18 protein-coding genes are annotated in these 18,285 nt (G+C 29.5%); 6 read left to right on the forward strand and 12 right to left on the reverse strand.

Features of this window, described 5'->3' with window-relative positions:
* Window positions 1–312 precede the first annotated feature (312 nt).
* The 3 genes from DAD81_RS18795 to DAD81_RS18805 all read right to left on the reverse strand — a co-directional run bounded on the left by DAD81_RS18795 (window position 313) and on the right by DAD81_RS18805 (window position 3,353).
* A complete protein-coding gene (locus tag DAD81_RS18795) occupies window positions 313–843 on the reverse strand; it encodes a thioredoxin family protein (protein WP_111709861.1) in 531 nt (176 codons plus the stop codon).
* 100 nt (window positions 844–943) lie between these two features.
* Window positions 944–2,461 (reverse strand): 2,3-bisphosphoglycerate-independent phosphoglycerate mutase, encoded by a 1,518-nt coding sequence (gpmI, locus tag DAD81_RS18800; RefSeq protein ID WP_111709862.1) that lies wholly within the window; start codon window positions 2,459–2,461, stop codon window positions 944–946.
* Window positions 2,462–2,582: 121 nt separating this feature from the next.
* Entirely contained in the window at window positions 2,583–3,353 is a 771-nt protein-coding gene (locus tag DAD81_RS18805; protein WP_111709863.1) for a M48 family metalloprotease, read from the reverse strand.
* 211 nt (window positions 3,354–3,564) lie between these two features.
* On the opposite strand from DAD81_RS18805, the gene DAD81_RS18810 reads away from it, so the two are divergent.
* Entirely contained in the window at window positions 3,565–3,876 is a 312-nt protein-coding gene (locus DAD81_RS18810) for a rhodanese-like domain-containing protein (RefSeq protein ID WP_111709864.1), read from the forward strand.
* Between the two features lie 57 nt (window positions 3,877–3,933).
* Here the strand turns inward: DAD81_RS18810 and DAD81_RS18815 are convergent, their stop codons facing one another.
* From DAD81_RS18815 to alaS, 6 genes are all read right to left on the reverse strand, one after another.
* A complete protein-coding gene (locus DAD81_RS18815; protein ID WP_111709865.1) occupies window positions 3,934–4,584 on the reverse strand; it encodes a response regulator in 651 nt (216 codons plus the stop codon).
* 47 nt (window positions 4,585–4,631) lie between these two features.
* A complete protein-coding gene (locus DAD81_RS18820) occupies window positions 4,632–6,578 on the reverse strand; it encodes a tetratricopeptide repeat-containing sensor histidine kinase (RefSeq protein WP_111709866.1) in 1,947 nt (648 codons plus the stop codon).
* Window positions 6,579–6,717: 139 nt separating this feature from the next.
* A complete protein-coding gene (locus DAD81_RS18825) occupies window positions 6,718–8,574 on the reverse strand; it encodes an outer membrane protein assembly factor BamB family protein (RefSeq protein ID WP_111709867.1) in 1,857 nt (618 codons plus the stop codon).
* 272 nt (window positions 8,575–8,846) lie between these two features.
* On the reverse strand, window positions 8,847–9,389 hold the full coding sequence (locus tag DAD81_RS18830) for a DUF6252 family protein (RefSeq protein WP_111709868.1): 543 nt from the start codon (window positions 9,387–9,389) through the stop codon (window positions 8,847–8,849).
* Window positions 9,390–9,466: 77 nt separating this feature from the next.
* Window positions 9,467–10,411: a GSCFA domain-containing protein gene (locus DAD81_RS18835; protein ID WP_111709869.1), complete on the reverse strand. Its 945-nt coding sequence runs from the start codon at window positions 10,409–10,411 to the stop codon at window positions 9,467–9,469.
* Window positions 10,412–13,024 (reverse strand): alanine--tRNA ligase, encoded by a 2,613-nt coding sequence (alaS, locus tag DAD81_RS18840; RefSeq protein WP_111709870.1) that lies wholly within the window; start codon window positions 13,022–13,024, stop codon window positions 10,412–10,414.
* A gap of 129 nt (window positions 13,025–13,153) precedes the next feature.
* Here alaS and DAD81_RS18845 point away from each other — a divergent pair, with 129 nt between their 5' ends.
* The 5 genes from DAD81_RS18845 to DAD81_RS18865 all read left to right on the forward strand — a co-directional run bounded on the left by DAD81_RS18845 (window position 13,154) and on the right by DAD81_RS18865 (window position 16,351).
* Complete coding sequence (locus tag DAD81_RS18845) at window positions 13,154–14,125, forward strand: M23 family metallopeptidase (protein WP_111709871.1); 972 nt, start codon at window positions 13,154–13,156, stop codon at window positions 14,123–14,125.
* Window positions 14,125–14,457, forward strand: coding sequence for a MerR family transcriptional regulator (locus tag DAD81_RS18850; RefSeq protein WP_111709872.1), 333 nt, complete (start codon window positions 14,125–14,127; stop codon window positions 14,455–14,457). The genes DAD81_RS18845 and DAD81_RS18850 overlap by 1 nt, the downstream gene beginning before the upstream one ends.
* Window positions 14,458–14,535: 78 nt before the next feature.
* Window positions 14,536–15,129 (forward strand): LemA family protein, encoded by a 594-nt coding sequence (locus tag DAD81_RS18855; RefSeq protein ID WP_111709873.1) that lies wholly within the window; start codon window positions 14,536–14,538, stop codon window positions 15,127–15,129.
* A gap of 3 nt (window positions 15,130–15,132) precedes the next feature.
* Window positions 15,133–15,570 (forward strand): TPM domain-containing protein, encoded by a 438-nt coding sequence (locus DAD81_RS18860; RefSeq protein WP_111709874.1) that lies wholly within the window; start codon window positions 15,133–15,135, stop codon window positions 15,568–15,570.
* Window positions 15,551–16,351 (forward strand): TPM domain-containing protein, encoded by an 801-nt coding sequence (locus DAD81_RS18865; protein WP_111709875.1) that lies wholly within the window; start codon window positions 15,551–15,553, stop codon window positions 16,349–16,351. The genes DAD81_RS18860 and DAD81_RS18865 overlap by 20 nt, the downstream gene beginning before the upstream one ends.
* Window positions 16,352–16,510: 159 nt before the next feature.
* Here DAD81_RS18865 and DAD81_RS18870 read toward each other — a convergent pair whose 3' ends face one another.
* Genes DAD81_RS18870 through cydB form a run of 3 tightly spaced genes read right to left on the reverse strand, consistent with a single transcriptional unit; the run spans window position 16,511 to window position 18,283 of the window.
* A complete protein-coding gene (locus DAD81_RS18870; protein ID WP_111709876.1) occupies window positions 16,511–16,894 on the reverse strand; it encodes a NifB/NifX family molybdenum-iron cluster-binding protein in 384 nt (127 codons plus the stop codon).
* Window positions 16,891–17,199 (reverse strand): hypothetical protein, encoded by a 309-nt coding sequence (locus DAD81_RS18875; protein ID WP_111709877.1) that lies wholly within the window; start codon window positions 17,197–17,199, stop codon window positions 16,891–16,893. Before DAD81_RS18875 ends, DAD81_RS18870 begins: the two co-directional genes overlap by 4 nt.
* Before the next feature lie 10 nt (window positions 17,200–17,209).
* The gene (gene cydB / locus DAD81_RS18880; RefSeq protein ID WP_111709878.1) at window positions 17,210–18,283 is read right to left on the reverse strand and encodes a cytochrome d ubiquinol oxidase subunit II; all 1,074 of its coding nucleotides are present in this window, start codon (window positions 18,281–18,283) and stop codon (window positions 17,210–17,212) included.
* Window positions 18,284–18,285: the final 2 nt, after the last annotated feature.

Consider the following 18,285-nt stretch of genomic DNA (forward strand, 5'->3'; position numbering starts at 1 on the left):
GAAGAAGCGAATAAGATAAAAGCGGCGAATAATAATTTTTGAATTTTCATAAGTGGGGAATTTATAATTTAATGTTTTTAATTTTTGTGTTTGTTTCTGGTACAAATGTACGTTCAGATTAAAGGTTTTTATTGAGTTTTTAGTTGATAACGTTTTAACTGTCGATGAATGGATTGTATCTTTCGGTTAATAAGATTTAATGCCGTTTTTGTTGAAAAGTTATGTAGGTTAATTACAGGTTTAATGCATAAAAAAATGGTCAACTAAAACTAAACTCTTTAGATGACCACTTTTTACAGTTTTAAAAACCTCTTAATCCTGATAGGAGTGTTTGTAGGGTTTGCCACTTATAATTGTTAAGATATCTTTCTCTATGTTCTCTCTTGGATATTCAACAATTCTTCCAATTTCTTTTTTATTCTTATAGAAAATAAAAGTTGGAACTCTAATTATATTAAATCCTTCTTGTAAATTATTTATAGTTTTTCTAGCCCTGTTCAATGCAATTAATTCTAAGTTATTATAATTAAAATTAGCTTTATCTAAAATTTTATAAAAAATAGGAACTTGTTCTTGGCTATCGCCACACCATGTACCCATAAATGATTTAATTGTAATTCCTTTTAAAAGAGGATTCAATTTTAGAATAACATCATTGTTTAATTTATAATCGTTATAATTATATGAAAACCATTCATTATAAGGTTCAGCTAAAAAATTATCTTTAGTAACTACGCCCATTAAATCTTCAGAATTGTTTTTTGTAGTTGTGGTGATGTTTTTTGAAGTATTACACCCTAGATTTAATAGAGAAATGCAAATAAGTAAGAATATTTTTTTCATTTTTTTATAAATTTACTTTAATCTTAAAAATTATATAAAAAAAGAGAACAATGTAAAAATACATGTTCTCTTTTTTAAATTTAGTTTTATTAATATAGAATTATATCAAAGAATGACGAGTCATTTCTTTTGGTTGTTCAATTCCCATTAATTTTAAAATGGTTGGTGCAATATCACCTAAAACACCATCTTTTACTTCTTTAATATCTTTATCTACAACAATAAAAGGAACTGGGTTTGTTGTGTGAGCAGTATTTGGAGATCCATCAGGATTCATCATAGTTTCACAGTTACCGTGATCCGCAATTACAATAGTTGTATAATTGTTTTCAGTAGCAGTTGTAATAACATCTTTTACACATTCATCAACAGCTTCACAAGCTTTAATTGCAGCTTCCATAACACCAGTATGACCAACCATATCTCCGTTAGCGAAGTTTAAACAAACAAAATCTACATCACCTTCTTTTAATTCAGGAATAATTGCATCACGTATTTCAAATGCACTCATTTCTGGTTGTAAATCATATGTTGCAACTTTAGGAGAAGGGCATAATAATCGTTTTTCTCCTTTAAATTCTTGTTCTCTACCTCCAGAGAAGAAAAATGTTACGTGAGGGTATTTTTCAGTTTCAGCAATTCTAATTTGATTTTTATTGGCAGTTTCTAAAACTTCACCAAGTGTATTTTCTAAATTAGCTGTATTGTATATTACGTTAATTCCTTTATAAGTTTCATCGTAATTTGTAATAGTAACATAGTGAAGAGGCACTGTTTTCATGCCAAATTCTGGGTAGTCTTTTTGTGTTAAAACTTCAGTTAATTCTCTACCTCTATCTGTTCTATAATTAAAGAAAATAACAACGTCATCTTCGTTTATTTTTGCTTTTGGAGTTCCATTTTCATCAGTCATTATAATTGGCTTAATGAATTCATCAGTAACACCATTTGCATAACTAGCGTTCATACTTGCAATTGCATCGGTAGATTTTTCACCAACAGCATTTACCATAGCATCGTAAGAAGTTTTAACTCTTTCCCAACGTTTATCTCTATCCATTGCAAAATAACGACCAGTAATTGAAGCTATTTCACCAGTAGTTTCAGCCATATATTCTTGAACTTCATTAATAAAGTGAGTTCCAGATTTAGGATCACAATCTCTACCGTCAGAAAAGGCATGTAAATAAACGTTTTCAGCATTGTTTTCTGCAGCAACGTCTAATATTCCTTTTAAGTGATTTATATGAGAGTGAATACCACCATTAGAAACTAAACCTAATAAATGAATATTTTTATTATTTTCTTTTGCATAAGCTAAGGCATCTAATAAAACTTTTTCTTTACCTAAAGTTTTTTCTTCAACCGCCATATTAATTCTTACTAAGTTTTGGTATACAATTCTACCAGCACCTAAGTTCATATGACCAACTTCACTATTTCCCATTTGACCTACAGGTAAACCAACATGTTCACCATCGGTACGTAAACTAGCATTAGGGTAAATATTGTATAAACTATCTATGTATGAAGTTTTTGCATTAAAAATGGCTGATACTTTTGGGTCTTGAGTAATTCCCCAACCATCTAAAATCATTAAAATAACTTTTTTATTCATTTTAAAATCTATTTAAATTTAAAGAACAAATATACAAAGATATCCCCTTAAGAGCCTTATTATTAGATGTTAAATTGAATTTAAAATTACTAAAACGATTGCGGTATGTAATTTAAAAATACTATTTCTTATATTTTTCAATAGCTTCTTTAATTTTTTCAATTCTATTTTCTGGATCGGGGTGGGTGCTCATTCTTTCTGGAGTTCTATTTGGGCCTGCAGCAGCCTTTAAAATTTCCATTACACCAATTAATTCAGAAGGATTGTATCCTGCATCAATCATAAATTTAACACCTAAATCATCACTTTCTAATTCATCATCTCTTCCATAACTCATATTTATAACATTTGCAATAGCAGCGGCACCTTGCGCAGTACTAGGATCAAAACCAACTGATACGCCACTTAGTATACCTTGTGTTAATCCTTGCTTTGCCATTCGTTCGGCAGAATGCCTTCCAACTACATGACCAACTTCATGTCCCAGAACTCCTGCTAATTGATCTTCATTTTCTAATTTTGAAAATAGGGCATAGGTTATAAATATTTGACCACCAGGTAATGCAAAGGCATTTATTGTTTCAGGGTCTCTTAGCAAATGAAAATCATAGTTATAATTTGTTTGCTTAGCAACGCTGTTATCTACTAATTTATGGCCAACTTGATCTACCAGTTTTTGGTATTTTTGATCGGGATATAAACCTCCATGTTGCTGAGCCATTTGAGGTGCACTTTGCAGTCCTATTGCAACTTCTTCATCGGTAGTCATAGAAATGTGTTGCTTTTTTCCAGTAAATTCATTTACATCACTATTTGAATAATATTTAAATAATGAAAACAATACTATTCCTATTCCAATAATTAATTTGACCTTAAAATTCCCTCTTCTCATTTTTAATTTTTATTTTGTTAAATATACAAAAGTTATTTATTTAATTTATGACACAGTATTTTGTTAAAAGTTACTTTTTTTAATTGACTATTATAGTTATAAGGCTTAATTTCAATGTGTTATGTGTTTTTTTTAAAATAATTTAGTAACTAGTGTTACTGTTTATCATATTTTATCGCTTATATTTGCGCAAAATTTAAAATATATAAGAATGAGTTTTTTTGGTTTATTTGGTGGAGATAAGGATGCTGCTTTAATAGAAGAATATTTAAAAGATGGTGCAGTTGTAATTGATGTTAGATCTGTAGAGGAATATAACAGCGGTCATGTTTCTGGTTCAAAAAATATAGTTTTAAATGTTGTTCCAGGTAAAGTTGCTGAGATTAAAGCATTAAATAAAAAAGTTATTGCTGTTTGTAGAAGTGGTGCACGTAGCGGACAAGCTGCAGATTTTTTAAAGCAACAGGGTGTTGATGTTATAAATGGTGGGCCTTGGCAAAATGTAGCTAAGTTTGTTGAATAAGTTTTACAACATATTTAATTTAATAAAAAAAGAGAAGCAATTGCTTCTCTTTTTTTATTAAATTAAATTGTGTTTTCTAGCTTTTGAAATAGCTTCAATTTTATTGTGTACTTGTAACTTTTTATAAGTATTCTCAATGTGTTTTCTAACAGTTGAGGGCGAAATAAACAAGTTTTCGGCAATTGCATTATAGTTTAGTCCCTTGCTTAATTGTTCTAAAATATCAGTTTCACGGTTGGTGAGTTTTATTTCTTCTAATTCTTTTGAATTTGTAATTGAAAGCGGATTGCGTAATAGTTTTAGTGTTTTAAGTGCTATACTTGGAGTCATTGGTGCTCCACCAGAAACAACTTCTAAAATGCTTTTATTTAAATTTTCGGCATCAATTTCTTTTAATAAATAACCATTTGCTCCAGCCTTAATGGCATTAAATATATTTTCATCGTCATCGAAAACAGTGAGCATGATTATTTTTATTTGTGGATATTTGTTTTTTATAATCTCTGTTGCCTTAATTCCATTCATTTCTGGCATTTGAATATCCATTAAAACAACATCAATATTGTGGTTTTCTTCTAATTTTCCAATCAATTCTGCTCCATTTTTCCCTTTAAATTTGTAGTCTAAATTTGAGAAAAAGGATAGCTTTTCAATAACTGATTTAGCTAAAAAACTATTATCTTCGGCAATGACTATTCTTAATTTCATAAAATAAGTTTTAACTTTATAAAAGTAGTTTTTATGGTTAAGTAAAACTATAAGGCATTTGTCTTATTTTTTAAACAATTAATGGTAATTGTAGTTCCTTCATTTACTTTTGATTTTATATGTATTGTTCCTCCAATTTCTTCAATTCTTTTTTGCATATTTTCTAGTCCATTACCTAGTTTTATTTTGTTTAAATCAAACCCAATACCATTATCGGTTATGGAAATTTCAATAATTTTTTTATTTTCAGAAATGTTAACTGCTATTTCAGTTGCGCTAGAATATTTTATAGAATTATTTATCGCTTCTTGAATAATTCGAAAAACATTAATTCCTTTAATTGATGTAAATGTATATTCTTCAGAAATTGAAGTACTAAAGCTAAACTTAATATTAGTTGTGGCAGTTTTAGCTTTTTCAATAAATGATAAAATTCGAGTTTGAAAATCTTCAAAAGCTATTTCGTTTTTATTTAATGCCCAAATTGTATCTCTTAATTGTGCAATGGTACCATTAGCAAATTGATTAATTTCAGAGAGTTTATTTTTTAGTTTTTCATTAGTTGAATCTGTTAAAAACTTTAAATTATCGATAGATGATATTATAAATGTTAGTTGCGAGCCAATATTATCGTGTAAATCTCGCGAAATTCGTAATCGTTGATCTTGAAGTTTGTTATAAGTTTGAGCTTCTTTAAGTTTTAATTTATTTTTATATTCTCTTCTTTTGTGTTGTTGCCGTTTAAATAAACTAAAAGAAACAATACTGAAAATTAAAAACCCTGAACCAAGTAAGACAGTATAAAAGTTTTTATTTTTAATTTCTAATTCATTTTTTAAAAGTTGTTCTTTTTGTTGTGAAATTTCTTTTTCTCGTTTTGCGGTATTGTATTTTTCTTGAATATCGGCTATTTCTTTAGTAATTCTAGAGTTAAATATACTATCCTGGGAAATGGAATATAATTTTTGATAATGAATAATACTATCTGTATTTTTTCTGAATGCAAAAAACGAAAGTAACGCCTTATAGCCTTTCATTTCTAATTCTTTTGCATTTGTTTTTTTAGCTAATTGTAACCCTTTTTTCAGATTTTTTTCTGCTTTTGTTAAATTACCTGTGGATAAGTACAAATCGCCAATGTTTTGTCTTACACTGGCAATACCGTAATTATCATTTAGCTTTTCTCTTAACTGTAAAGATTTGTTGAAATAATTAATTGCTGCATCATTTTGATTTTGATCTTTTAAAATTGCACCGTAATTATTATAAAGAGCAGAGAGTTCTTGTTCATTATTGTTTTTTTTAGCAATTTCAATCCCTTTTTTATAATTAATGATACTTTCTGTTGTATCTTTTAAAAACAGATAGGAGTTTCCAATATTAGTATAGGATTGAAGTAACCCAAATTCATCATTTATTTCCTCTCTAATTTTTGCAACTTCTAAATGCTCTTTTAGGGCTTTATCATATTGTTTTAAATTAAAATAAATGTTGGCAATATTATTTTTAATAAGCGCTATATAACGTGTGTGATTTATGTTCTCATAAATCTCTAGAGCTTTCGTATTGTAAAATATGGCCGAGTCCATTTTAAAAATTCTCTGATATGAAATTCCCATTTTATTGTAAAGACTACCAATACCTAAAGTGTCATTATTTTTTATTCTAAGAGCTAAAGCTTTTTTATAAAATGAATTAGCCGTATCAAAATTTGATAGTTTATAATGAATTATACCAAAATCATTATAAGCCTGTGCTTCTCCATTTAGGTTGTTGGTTTTTTTAGATAAATCCAACGCAATATTACCAAAATAAAATGCCGAATCTGTTGAAATACCACTGTAGTACCAACACAAATCACCGTAAGCTTTAATTTTTAAGGAATCGGATTTTTCAGTTTTTATCAGTATTTTTAAACTGTCAATAATTTTGCTTTGTGCGCAAGCTATTGAAACAAAAAAAACTGAAAATAAGATGGTTAGTTTTAGTTTCATAAATAGTTAGTTTTAACTAAAATACAAAAAAAGAAATAAGAGATTTATTCTAATTTTATTAATAAAAATATTTATTAATAGAAAAAAGACTGCTTCAACTTGTAGAAATTGAAACAGCCTTGGAAAAAGAAATTGAGTCTTATTTTTTTAAATCGTATGCGTTAATAGTATTGCTACTAGCCATATAATATAAAAAACCACCCCACTCATCAACTTCATATTCTGGTTTTTTGTCATTTAGAATAATTTCTTTAACAGGTTTACCGGTGTCTTTACTTATTTTTACAAGTCCAACTCCATTGTCTAATTTAGAGAGTATAAATTGTGCATTTTCAGTAGCGGCTGTAGCTTTAAATCTTCTAGACATTTCATTAAAAGAGGCTGAACCAATTGCAGCAAAAGCATCTGAAGTACGTTTCATTTGAGCACCATAACTATTATACTGTCCCATATAGTTTTTGTTTGCGCCAGCTCTTCCTGCAGCATCCATTGCTACGGCTGTTGAGGCTACGGCTAAAGTGGCTAATGCAATTTTTGCAAAAGTACTTTTACTTGGAGATTTGTAATATTGATGAAATTTTTCGCTTCCATCAAAATTTAACATCATAATATTTTGGTCTGATGTTAATAATAGACCTCCATCTCTAATTTCTAAATTGTTAGGGTCTTCTTTTTCTTCAAAATTATAGGAGGCCAAGTTACTTATGTCTCCAGAATCTTCATTTATAGCAATCATTTCCTCACCAGTACTTATTAAATACCTTTTATGCGCTTGATCGTACGAATTTGTTACAGCTTTTGCTCTTTTGTACTTTATTGGTTTATTCCAAATAGATTCACCAGTTTCTAAATTAATAATATTTGCATCTTCATCAGTAATGTAAATCATTCCTTTATTGGTTAAAGCCATAGTATGAATGTTTTCTCCTGTTTTTAGTGGTTTTTTAAATAATGCATTTCCTTCAAATGAAATTTTATTAATACCTCCTTCTTGTAAACCAAACAGAATACCATCATCCATAATATAAAAATGTTGCACATAACCTTTTGTTTTAGGAGCTTTTTCCCATAAATCTTCGCCATTAGACGCCGACAAAAAAGAAATATTACTTTGGGCTTTTGCAGCGGCTAATTTGGCGATACCCTTTTTTCCAGAAGAGGCAACATCACTTACAATTGCAAGTCCTTTTGGTGTAATTTCAAAGTTAGTAACAAGTCCTTTTAGTTTTTTACCATCAGACCACATTTCTTTGCCAGAAGCGCTGACTTTATGAACTTCATGGTTTTTACCTTTATTAATAAAAGCGTATAAAGAATTATCTTTTGCAGGCTCCACGAATGACACATTTTTTAAATCTAGAGTCCAAGTTTCGTTTCCAGTTTCAATATCAATTCTATATAACCTTTTGTAGGTTGAAACAATTAAGCCTCCATTTATAATTTTTGGTGTTCCTGTCATTGCTTCACTACCTTTAAGTGTTAACAATTTTTCTTCTGCCCCAGTTTCCATATTGTAAATACCAATAGCTTGTGCAAATTTTTCTTTACTAGTACGTTGACCTGATACAATCAATTTATTTTCAGGTAATATTAAAGTAGGTTGTTGCGCAGCTTTCCAACCATTTGCTTTTGTGTCAAAAATTCGTTTACCAGAAACCATATCAATAACACTTTGTTTCGCCGAAATGCCTCCAAAACCAGCTTGTCCAACCATTACATATGGAGTGTTAGGAATTATATTTATTTCTTCCTCTTTTACTTTTCCATAGTCATCAAAATTAAAAGCTAAGTCATTTTGTCCGGGTTTAACTCCAGCTAAACCTTTACTATGTGTAATTAAAAGTACCCCAGAATCTGTAACAGTCATTTTTTCTATTTTTCCTCCAACGTTATACGTGTAATCTGAGTTCTCTGCTTTCTGCGCGGTAATTGTTGTTGCAATAGTTATAAATATAACTATTAATAATTTTTGCAATTTGAATTTTTTAGTTTTCATAATTAGAGTATTTATCTTAGTTTGTGTTAGTTTTATTGAGTTTTTGGAATGCTTAATTCAAAAATCCAATAAAATGCCTCAGAAATCAATACGACAAATGCCGTATATTTTTAACTAAAAGAGAGGATTTTAGATTAAGTGGCTTTAGTTTCACTTAAGAATAGGGTTAAACTATAAATATCATCTATAGTTTTTATTTATAAAAAAGGTTACACATTTAGAGCGTAACCTTGATGAGGTATATTAAATGGATAGATTATTAATTTACAATTTTAGGAAGTTTTTTTAGTTAAATTAAATGAACCTTCTGTAATGTTTTTAATTGAATTGTCGCCTAAAACATTCTTGCATTTAAAGTTAAATGTGCCTTTTATATTAGAGTCGGTTTCTTCTGATACCGAAAAAGATCCAATCTTTGTTGCTTCATAAGGAGCTTGCCAAATCTCAGTTGTTGAAGCTGTTGGGTTACTTAAGTTAACGTTTGTTTCAGAATAAGACGCGACATTTGTTACACCAATGTTTGCTCCCGTAATGTCATAAGTTCCTGTTCCTGTATATCCAAATATGGTAATTGCAAAAGCGTTTCCATCACTATTTGAGGCGATAATAATTAAATTATCTCCTGGTCCAGCATTTGCAACTGTTGCTGACGATGAAATTTTCATAGATTTATATGATTTACCATCAACTTTTGCAGTTAAAGTTCCAGAAGCAGCACTTCCACTTCCTCCTTCATCATCACTTTTTGAACACGATGAAAATAAAACTAATGACAATGTCATAGTTAATACCATAAATTTTTTAAATGTTTTCATATTAGTTTGATTTTAAAGTTAATACTTCAAAAGTCATAATTATAAAAACCGAAATCAATACGGTAAATGACGTATATTTAAAATGAAATGTTGCTTTTCTCTCTAATTTGAGAAATTTTTTGTTGAAGTTTTTTTAAAAAAAGTTGATGCTCTATAGAATTGGGGTTGAAAGGTTTATGTGCTAAACCTCTTTGAATTGTATCAACTTCTTTCATTAATGAAGTTGATTTTTCATTTACCCAAACTTGTTGAAATTGTTCCCAAATATAATTTATAGCAGTTTCATTTGGGTGTACCATATCATTATTATAAAAGCGATAATCACGTAAATCATCCATCATTATTTCAAAAGAAGGGAAATAATAAAGTTTCTTTTGTTTGTTTGTTAGTTGTTGAATAGCTGAAATTAAATGAGCTTTACTTTCCATATTTTCAACAAAGCCATCCTTTAAATGGCGTACAGGGCTAACAGTAAAAATTATATTTATTGAAGGATTTACTGCTTTTACCAATTCAATTATATTTTTTAAAGAATCTGTAATTTCTTTAATAGAAAGTAACTCTTGTGAAAACTGTTTTTGAGGTACTTTGTGGCAATTAGCAACTATTTTATCACTTTTAAGATGTCTGTAAACTCTTGCAGTTCCTAAAGTAATAATTAAATGTGATGTTTTTTTAATTTGAATATGAGTTGTTTTAATAGTAGTATTCAAATTTTTTATAAGTTCATCTTCTGATGGATTACTTAAATCTGAGTGCGCTTCAAAACAATGCCAGCGTTCATTAAGTTTAAATGTGTTGTTTTGGTTAAATTCTTCTTTATTTATTGCTTTTGTAATAAGATTTTCAATTGCAATAGGATTGAATAATATGCCAAAAGGATTACTAAAAGCCTTAAACTTATAGTAATCCAATTTATTATATATATGTTCAGAAAAACAAGAACCAATTAAGAACAACTTTGAGCAATAATCAATTTGATTATGTTCTTTTTGTAGTTGTATGTTAGTTCTAAAATTCAATTATTTAATATATTCTTTTGCTTTTTCTAATGCTTCTGCAATACCTTCAGGTTTTTTACCACCGGCAGTAGCAAAGAAAGGCTGGCCACCACCACCACCTTGAATTAGTTTACCAAGTTCTCTAACCACTTGCCCGGCGTTTAGATTTTTTTCTTCAACTAAACTTTTAGATATATAACAAGTTAAACCTGCTTTACCATTGTTTTCGGTTCCAGCAATAAAAAATAAATTATCAACTTGATTTCCAATTTCAAAAGCTAAATCTTTTAATCCTCCAGCATCTAAATCTAGTTTTTTAGCTAAGAAATTAACTCCGTTTATAGTTTCAACTTCAGTAATTAAATCACCTTTTAAATTTTTAGCTTTATCTTTTAATAAAACTTCAATTTGTTTTTTTAAAGATGTGTTTTCTTCTTGTAAATCTAAAATAGCCTTTTGTGGATTTTTAGAGTTTTTAAGAATATCTTTTATTTCAAAGAATACTCTATTGTTTTCAAAATAGTAATCTTTGGTTGCATCTCCGGTAATAGCTTCAATACGTCTTATTCCTGAAGCGATTGCACTTTCACTTACAATTTTAAAATGCCAAATATCACCAGTGTTTTCAACGTGAGTACCTCCACATAATTCAATTGAATTTCCAAATTGTATGGCTCTTACGGTATCACCATATTTTTCGCCAAATAAAGCCATAGCACCTTTGTCTAAAGCTGTTTGCATTGGAATATTTCTAAATTCTTCTAAAGGTATTTTACTTTCAACTCTAGAGTTTACATAATCTTCAACTTCACGCAATTCATCAACAGTTAATTTTGAAAAGTGTGAAAAGTCAAAACGTAAATTTTTAGAATGAACTGCAGATCCTTTTTGTTCTACATGAGTTCCTAAAATTTCTCTTAGGGCTTGGTGTAATAAATGGGTAGCTGTATGATTACAATTGGTTCTAAAACGTTGTTTTTCATCAACAACAGCTTTAAAAACATGTGTTATGTTTTTTGGTAAATGTTTTGCGAAATGAATTATTAAGTTGTTCTCTTTTTTTGTGTTTAAGATATAAATTACATTTCCATTGTCTACTTCAATATATCCTTTATCGCCAGATTGTCCACCACCTTCTGGATAAAATGGGGTCATATTAAAAACTAACTGATATAATTCTCCATCTTTTTTTGAAGACACTTTTCGGTAACGAGTAATCTTAACCTTAGTTTCTAAATTATCATAACCAATAAATTCTTCTTCAGCATCATCAATTAAAACTACCCAATCATCGGTTTCAACAACTGCAGCAGCTCTAGATCTATTTTTTTGTTTTTCTAATTCAATGTTAAAATCAGACTCATTTAAGGTCATATTTTTTTCAGAAAGAATTAGCGCCGTTAAATCAATAGGAAACCCGTAAGTATCAAATAATTCAAATGCTTTTTTACCTGAAACTTCTGTTCCTTGAGTATTTTTAATAATACCATCTAGTAAAATTAACCCTTGTTCTAAAGTTCTTAAAAAAGAGTTTTCTTCTTCTTTAATTACATTTGTTATAAGGTTTTTTTGAGCTTTTAATTCTGGGAAATATTCACCCATTTGTTTACTTAGTGTAGTAACTAACTTATAAATAAATGGTTCTTTTTTATCTAAGAAGGTGAATCCATAACGAATAGCTCTTCTTAAGATTCTACGAATAACATAACCAGCACCAGTATTTGAAGGTAACTGACCATCGGCAATTGCAAAAGCAACAGCACGAACGTGATCAGATATTACACGAATGGCAATGTCAATTTCTTCATTTTTACCATATTCATTTTCTGTAATCGCTTCAACTTCTCTAATAAGTGGTGTAAAACAATCTGTATCATAATTAGATTGTACGTTTTGCATAACCATACATAAACGTTCAAATCCCATACCAGTATCTACGTGTTGAAATGGTAATTTTTCTAATGAACCATCAGCTTTACGGTTAAATTCCATAAATACTAAATTCCAAATTTCCACAACTTGTGGGTGGTCCTTATTTATTAAACTTTTACCAGGAACTTTAGCTTTTTCTTCCGCAGAACGAATATCTACATGAATTTCAGAACAAGGTCCACAAGGTCCTTGAGCACCCATTTCCCAAAAGTTATCTTTTTTATTTCCGTTTATAATCCGGTCTTCACTAATTAGCGCTTTCCAAAAGTCAAAAGCTTCTTGGTCAAAACCTAATTTATCTTCTTCTGCTCCTTCAAAAACAGTTACATATAAACAGTCTTTGTCAATTTTTAAAACATCTACTAAAAATTCCCAAGCCCAAGCAATTGCATCTTGTTTAAAATAATCGCCAAAACTCCAGTTTCCGAGCATTTCAAACATAGTGTGGTGATAAGTATCTTTACCAACCTCTTCTAAATCATTATGTTTTCCAGAAACTCTTAAACATTTTTGTGTATCAGCCACACGTTTGTCAGTTGCATTTTTTTGACCTAAAAAATACTCCTTAAAAGGCACCATTCCCGCATTTGTAAACATTAAAGTTGGGTCGTTTTTTAATACCATTGGAAAAGAAGGCACAATAACGTGGTTTTTTGATTCAAAAAAGTCTAGAAATTGCTTTCTTATTTGCTGTGATTTCATGTTAATTATATGCTAAAAATTATGTGTTTTACCCGCTTTGTAAAACATTTCGTAATTTTGTTAATTATGCGCCACAATATTACTTAATTAAAAGGCGTTTATTTTGCAAAAATAAGATAATTTATAATAATGGCGAAAGTAAAATACTATTACGATTCAGACACGTTGTCTTATCAAAAAATTAAACCTAAAAAGGGGCGGAAATTAAAGGGATTTCTGTTAACCCTTGTAGCGGGTTTTATATTTATGATATTAGGTTTTGTAGTGTTTACACCAATTTTTGAATCGCCAAAAGAGAAGGAGTTAAAACGAGAACTTGAGTTTGTAAAGCTTAATGAGCAACTTCATAGTAAAAAAATAACTCAATTAGATAAGATATTAAAGGATATACAAGATAGAGATAATAATATTTATAGATTATATTTTGAAGTAAATCCAATTCCAGAAGAACAGCGTAAGGCTGGTTTTGGTGGTGTTAATCGTTACAAAGCATTGGAAGGGTTTGATAATTCTGAAATGATTACAGATGTTACAAAAAACATGGATATTTTATCAAAACAATTATATGTACAATCAAAATCTTTGGATGAGATTGTAAAACTAGCGGAGAATAAAGAAAAATTATTGGCTGCTATTCCTGCAATTCAACCTGTAAAGAAAGAAGATTTAACACGTATGGCTTCTGGTTATGGATGGAGAACAGATCCGTTTACAAAAGCAAGAAAAAAACATTGGGGTATGGATTTTACCGCTCCAAGAGGTACGCCAATTTACGCTTCAGGTGATGGTGTAATAATTAGAGCAGACCAAGCTTCATCAGGTTATGGAAAGCACATTAGAATAGACCACGGATTTGGATATATTTCTTTATATGCCCATATGAGTAAGTACAATGTGAAAAAAGGACATAAAGTAAAAAGAGGTGATTTAATTGGTTTTGTAGGGAGCACAGGGCGTTCTCAAGCGCCGCATTTACATTATGAAATTCATAAAAACGGAACCAAAATAAATCCTATTAATTTCTATTATGGAGATTTATCTCCAAAAGAATTTGAAGCAATGCAAAAAGCAGCTCAAATTGAAGGACAATCTCTAGACTAATGCATATTGATCTACCAGAAAAAAGATATTATAAAATAGGCGAAGTTGCTAAAGCTTTTGGCCTAAATACATCACATATACGTTTTTGGGAAAAAGAATTTGATATTCTGAAACCAAAAAAAAATAATAAAGGAAATAGGCTATTTACACAAGAAGATCTTAAAAACTTAAAATTAATTTATTATTTAGTTAAAGAGAAAGGTTTTACCTTAGAAGGTGCTAAAAGTAAAATGAAAGAGCAGCCTAAAATGGTGAAAGATAATCACGAGCTTATAATGAAATTAGAAACAATTAAAGCTGAATTGATTAAGATTAAAAACCAGATTTCTTAAAAAAAATCTTTAATTTAGTAACAATATTACTTTTAGAGCAACTAATCAAATAGAATAATAAATTTAAAAAGAAAAAAAATGAAAAAGTTATTAATACCTTTAATTATTGTAGTTGTAATTGGATTCTTAATATATAATACAGCTGTTGGTTTTTATAATACAGGAGTAGATCTTGAACAAAACGCAAAAACTTCTTGGTCTAATGTAGAAAGTGCATACCAAAGACGGGCAGATTTAATTCCAAATTTAGTGTCAACTGTAAAAGGATACGCAGCACATGAAAAGGAAACTTTAGAAGGAGTAATTAAAGCACGTGCAGCTGCAACTCAAACAACAATTGATCCGACCAATATTACACCAGAAAAAATGGCGGCATTCCAAAAAGCGCAAGAAGGTTTAAGTGGTGCGCTGTCTAGACTTTTAGTTACTGTTGAAAAATATCCAGATTTAAAAGCAAATCAAAACTTTTTAGAATTACAAAGTCAATTAGAAGGAACTGAAAATCGTATTAATGTAGAAAGAAATAGATTTAATGAAACGGTTAGTTTATTTTCAAAACATATTAAAAAGTTTCCAAATAATATATTAAATAATTTTATTGGAAACTTTAAAGAAATGTCTCGATTTGAAGCTGCTGCAGGTAGTGATGTTGCTCCAAAAGTAGAATTTTAGAATATGTCTAAAGTTGAAGAATTTTTAACAGCCAAAGAAGAGCAGGCAATTATTGACGCTATAAAAATAGCTGAAAAGAATACTTCTGGAGAGATTCGAGTACATATTGAAAAACAAACAAAAATACCCTCAATGGAAAGAGCGTTGGAGGTATTTTATTTTTTAAAAATGGATCGAACGGCTCAAAGAAATGGAGTCCTATTTTATATAGCAGTTGAAAGTAAAAAGTTTGCGATAATTGGAGATAAGGGTATAAATGATTTAGTTCCTGAAAATTTTTGGAATTCAGAAATTGAATTAGTCTTGTCTCATTTTAAGAAGCGTGAATTCACAAAAGGACTTGTAAAAGCAATTGATGAAGTTGGTAATAAATTAGTTGCTTTTTTCCCACATCAATCTAATGATATTAATGAATTATCAGATGAAATTTCTAAAGGATAGATACAAATATATTTTTTTACTTTTATTTTTAGTAGTTGGGAGTGTTTTTGCACAAAATAATATCCCCAAAAAACCAAGTTTTATTCCTGCTTTAATAGATAGTACAAATACATTAAGTAATAGTCAAAAAGCTGCATTAGAAAATAAATTAATACGCTATAGTGATTCAACTTCAACAGAAATGTTTTTGATGATTTTACCTTCAACAAAAGGCGAGGAAATTAATTTTTATACAACGCAATTAGCTCATAAATGGGAAATTGGTCAAAAAGGAAAAGACAATGGGATTGTAATTTTGTTGGCAAAAGACGATAGAAAAATATCCATACAAACAGGTTATGGAGTTGAACATTTGTTAACCGATGCTCTGTCTAGAAGAATTATTGAAAATATTATAATTCCTGAATTTAAAAAGGGAGATTATTATGCGGGTTTGAATAAAGGAACCGATGTAATTATTGATGTTTTAAAAGGAGAGTATAAAGGCAATTCAAAAAGTGGAGCTAGTAATGGAAGTTCTTTTCCACTGTTTAAAATAATTTTAATTGTATTTATCTTAATTATTGTATTCTCTAAGAAAAATAAAGGAGGAGGGTCAAATGGAGGGCGAAGAAACGCAACAGATTCTATCTTAGATGCTATTATTTTAGGTAGTATGGGGCGTGGAGGCTTTGGCGGAAGTGGAGGTTTTGGAAGTGGTTCATCATCATCAGGAGGCGGTTTTGGCGGTTTCGGAGGTGGAGGTGGCTTTGGTGGAGGTGGAGCTAGCGGAGGCTGGTAAAGTTTTTTCTGAAATAATAATATAAATAAAAGCGTGATTGTATTTTAAATACGATCACGCTTTTTTTATAATTTAATAGTAATAAAGTTCTTCTCTTGGTATTCATTTAAACCTTAACATCTTAAGGTTGTTAAAAAAATCTATTAAGAACAAGTTGTGTTATAGATAGTCTTCCAGGATTTTAGAAATATCATCAATTTTAACTAATTGATATTTAAAGTTTCCTTTTTGTAAAGTTTTCCTCATATATTTTCCAACGGCTCTTACAAGTAAAAGATCAATATCCGTTAAAATATCTAAAAGTTCATCGTGGTTGTGTTCTTCATGTTCATGGTGTTCATGATTATGACCTTCGTGATTGTGATTTTCATTTTCACCATGATGCCCTTCGTTTCTGTCATGGTCATCGTGACTATGCGTATTTTTCTTGTAAGTTACAGATTTAATTACACCATTATCAATTGTGTAAAAAGCAAATTCAGATGCTCTTCCTGTTCGTTTCGCAATAGATTTTCTATCGTTTGTTGGTATTGCTATATTCATAATTTTGAATTTTTATTCAGTATTATCTTTAATTGCTTTATTAAAATTAAAGCAATTACACCACCAAAAAAGGATACAATTAAGTTTAAACTAAATAATCTAAAATTAATGTTTCCTGTTTGTACTATTTTAAAAGGGTCAAAACCCAATCTGCCAAAAGATTTAATAAAAAAGATGCTTCCAAAAACACCAGCAATTGTATTTCCTACAATGCCAAAAGAATATTTTTTAAAAGCAACGGCTGTAATGTTTGCTCCAATTATTCCTGTTAAAATACTTATTAATGAAATTAAAGTTGCGGTCATAATTACTTAATTAATGTCCATAATCCATCTTGTCAATTTTTCCTTTCATAAGTCTTTTTTGAACAATGAAATAGATTAAAAGTAAAACAATACCAATAATTCCCCAGTTAAAAGCAACAGATAATCCGTAGCTTTCAGCTGCCGTATTATAAATTGTTAACGATTTGTTTGTAGCATTAGTAGAGGGTAATATTACAGGAAATAGCGAAGCTAAAGAAGATGTAATACCACCAATTATTAGTAAGGTTGAAAGTATAAAACTGTGACTGTCTTTTTTAATTTTTTTAATAAATAATAACCCAAACAAACCTATAAGGTAAATAATAGGGAAGATTATTAAATATGGTTTTTCTAGAAAATTATTAAGTGAATTAGGATTTACTATTTGCCAAACAACAATTGAAAATACAGTTAATACTAGTAATACAATAGTTAAGTTAAAAATTACTTTTTTAAGTTTTTCGTTAATAGACGATGCTGTTTTGAGACGAATCCAAGTTGCTCCATGAATGGCTAAAGTTACCACAGCTATAACGCCTATAATAAGCGTAAACCAATCTATAACGCCTGGGTGTTCGCTTAATGGACTAAAGCTGCTATCCCATAATGGTAGAAAAAAGTAATGCGCTTCATAAAGAGATTTTCCCTCTTCAACCCTGCCTAAATTTACACCTCTAACAATATTTCCTAAGGCAATTCCAAAAAATAATGCTAAAAGTAAACTTGAAACTCCAAAGGATTTATCCCAAATAGATGTCCACATTGTATAGTTAAATTGACTTCTAAATTCTAAACCAATAGCTCTAAAAACAATTAACCATAATACAATAATTAGCGGAAGGTAAAAACCACTAAAAACTGAGGCGTAAAATGTTGGGAATGCCATAAAAAGCATCCCTCCAGCGGCTACTAGCCAAACTTCATTAGAATCCCAAAATAGCCCAGCGGCTTTTGCAATTACTCGTTTGTCTTTTTCTTCTTTTGCGTAAAATAAATGAATAATACCTGTGCCAAAATCATAACCATCCAAAACAAAGAAAATGGCTAAAACAAGTGCAATAATAATATACCAAAATAGTTCCATAA

This window comes from Lutibacter citreus (genome assembly GCF_003260195.1).
Taxonomy (GTDB): domain Bacteria; phylum Bacteroidota; class Bacteroidia; order Flavobacteriales; family Flavobacteriaceae; genus Lutibacter; species Lutibacter citreus.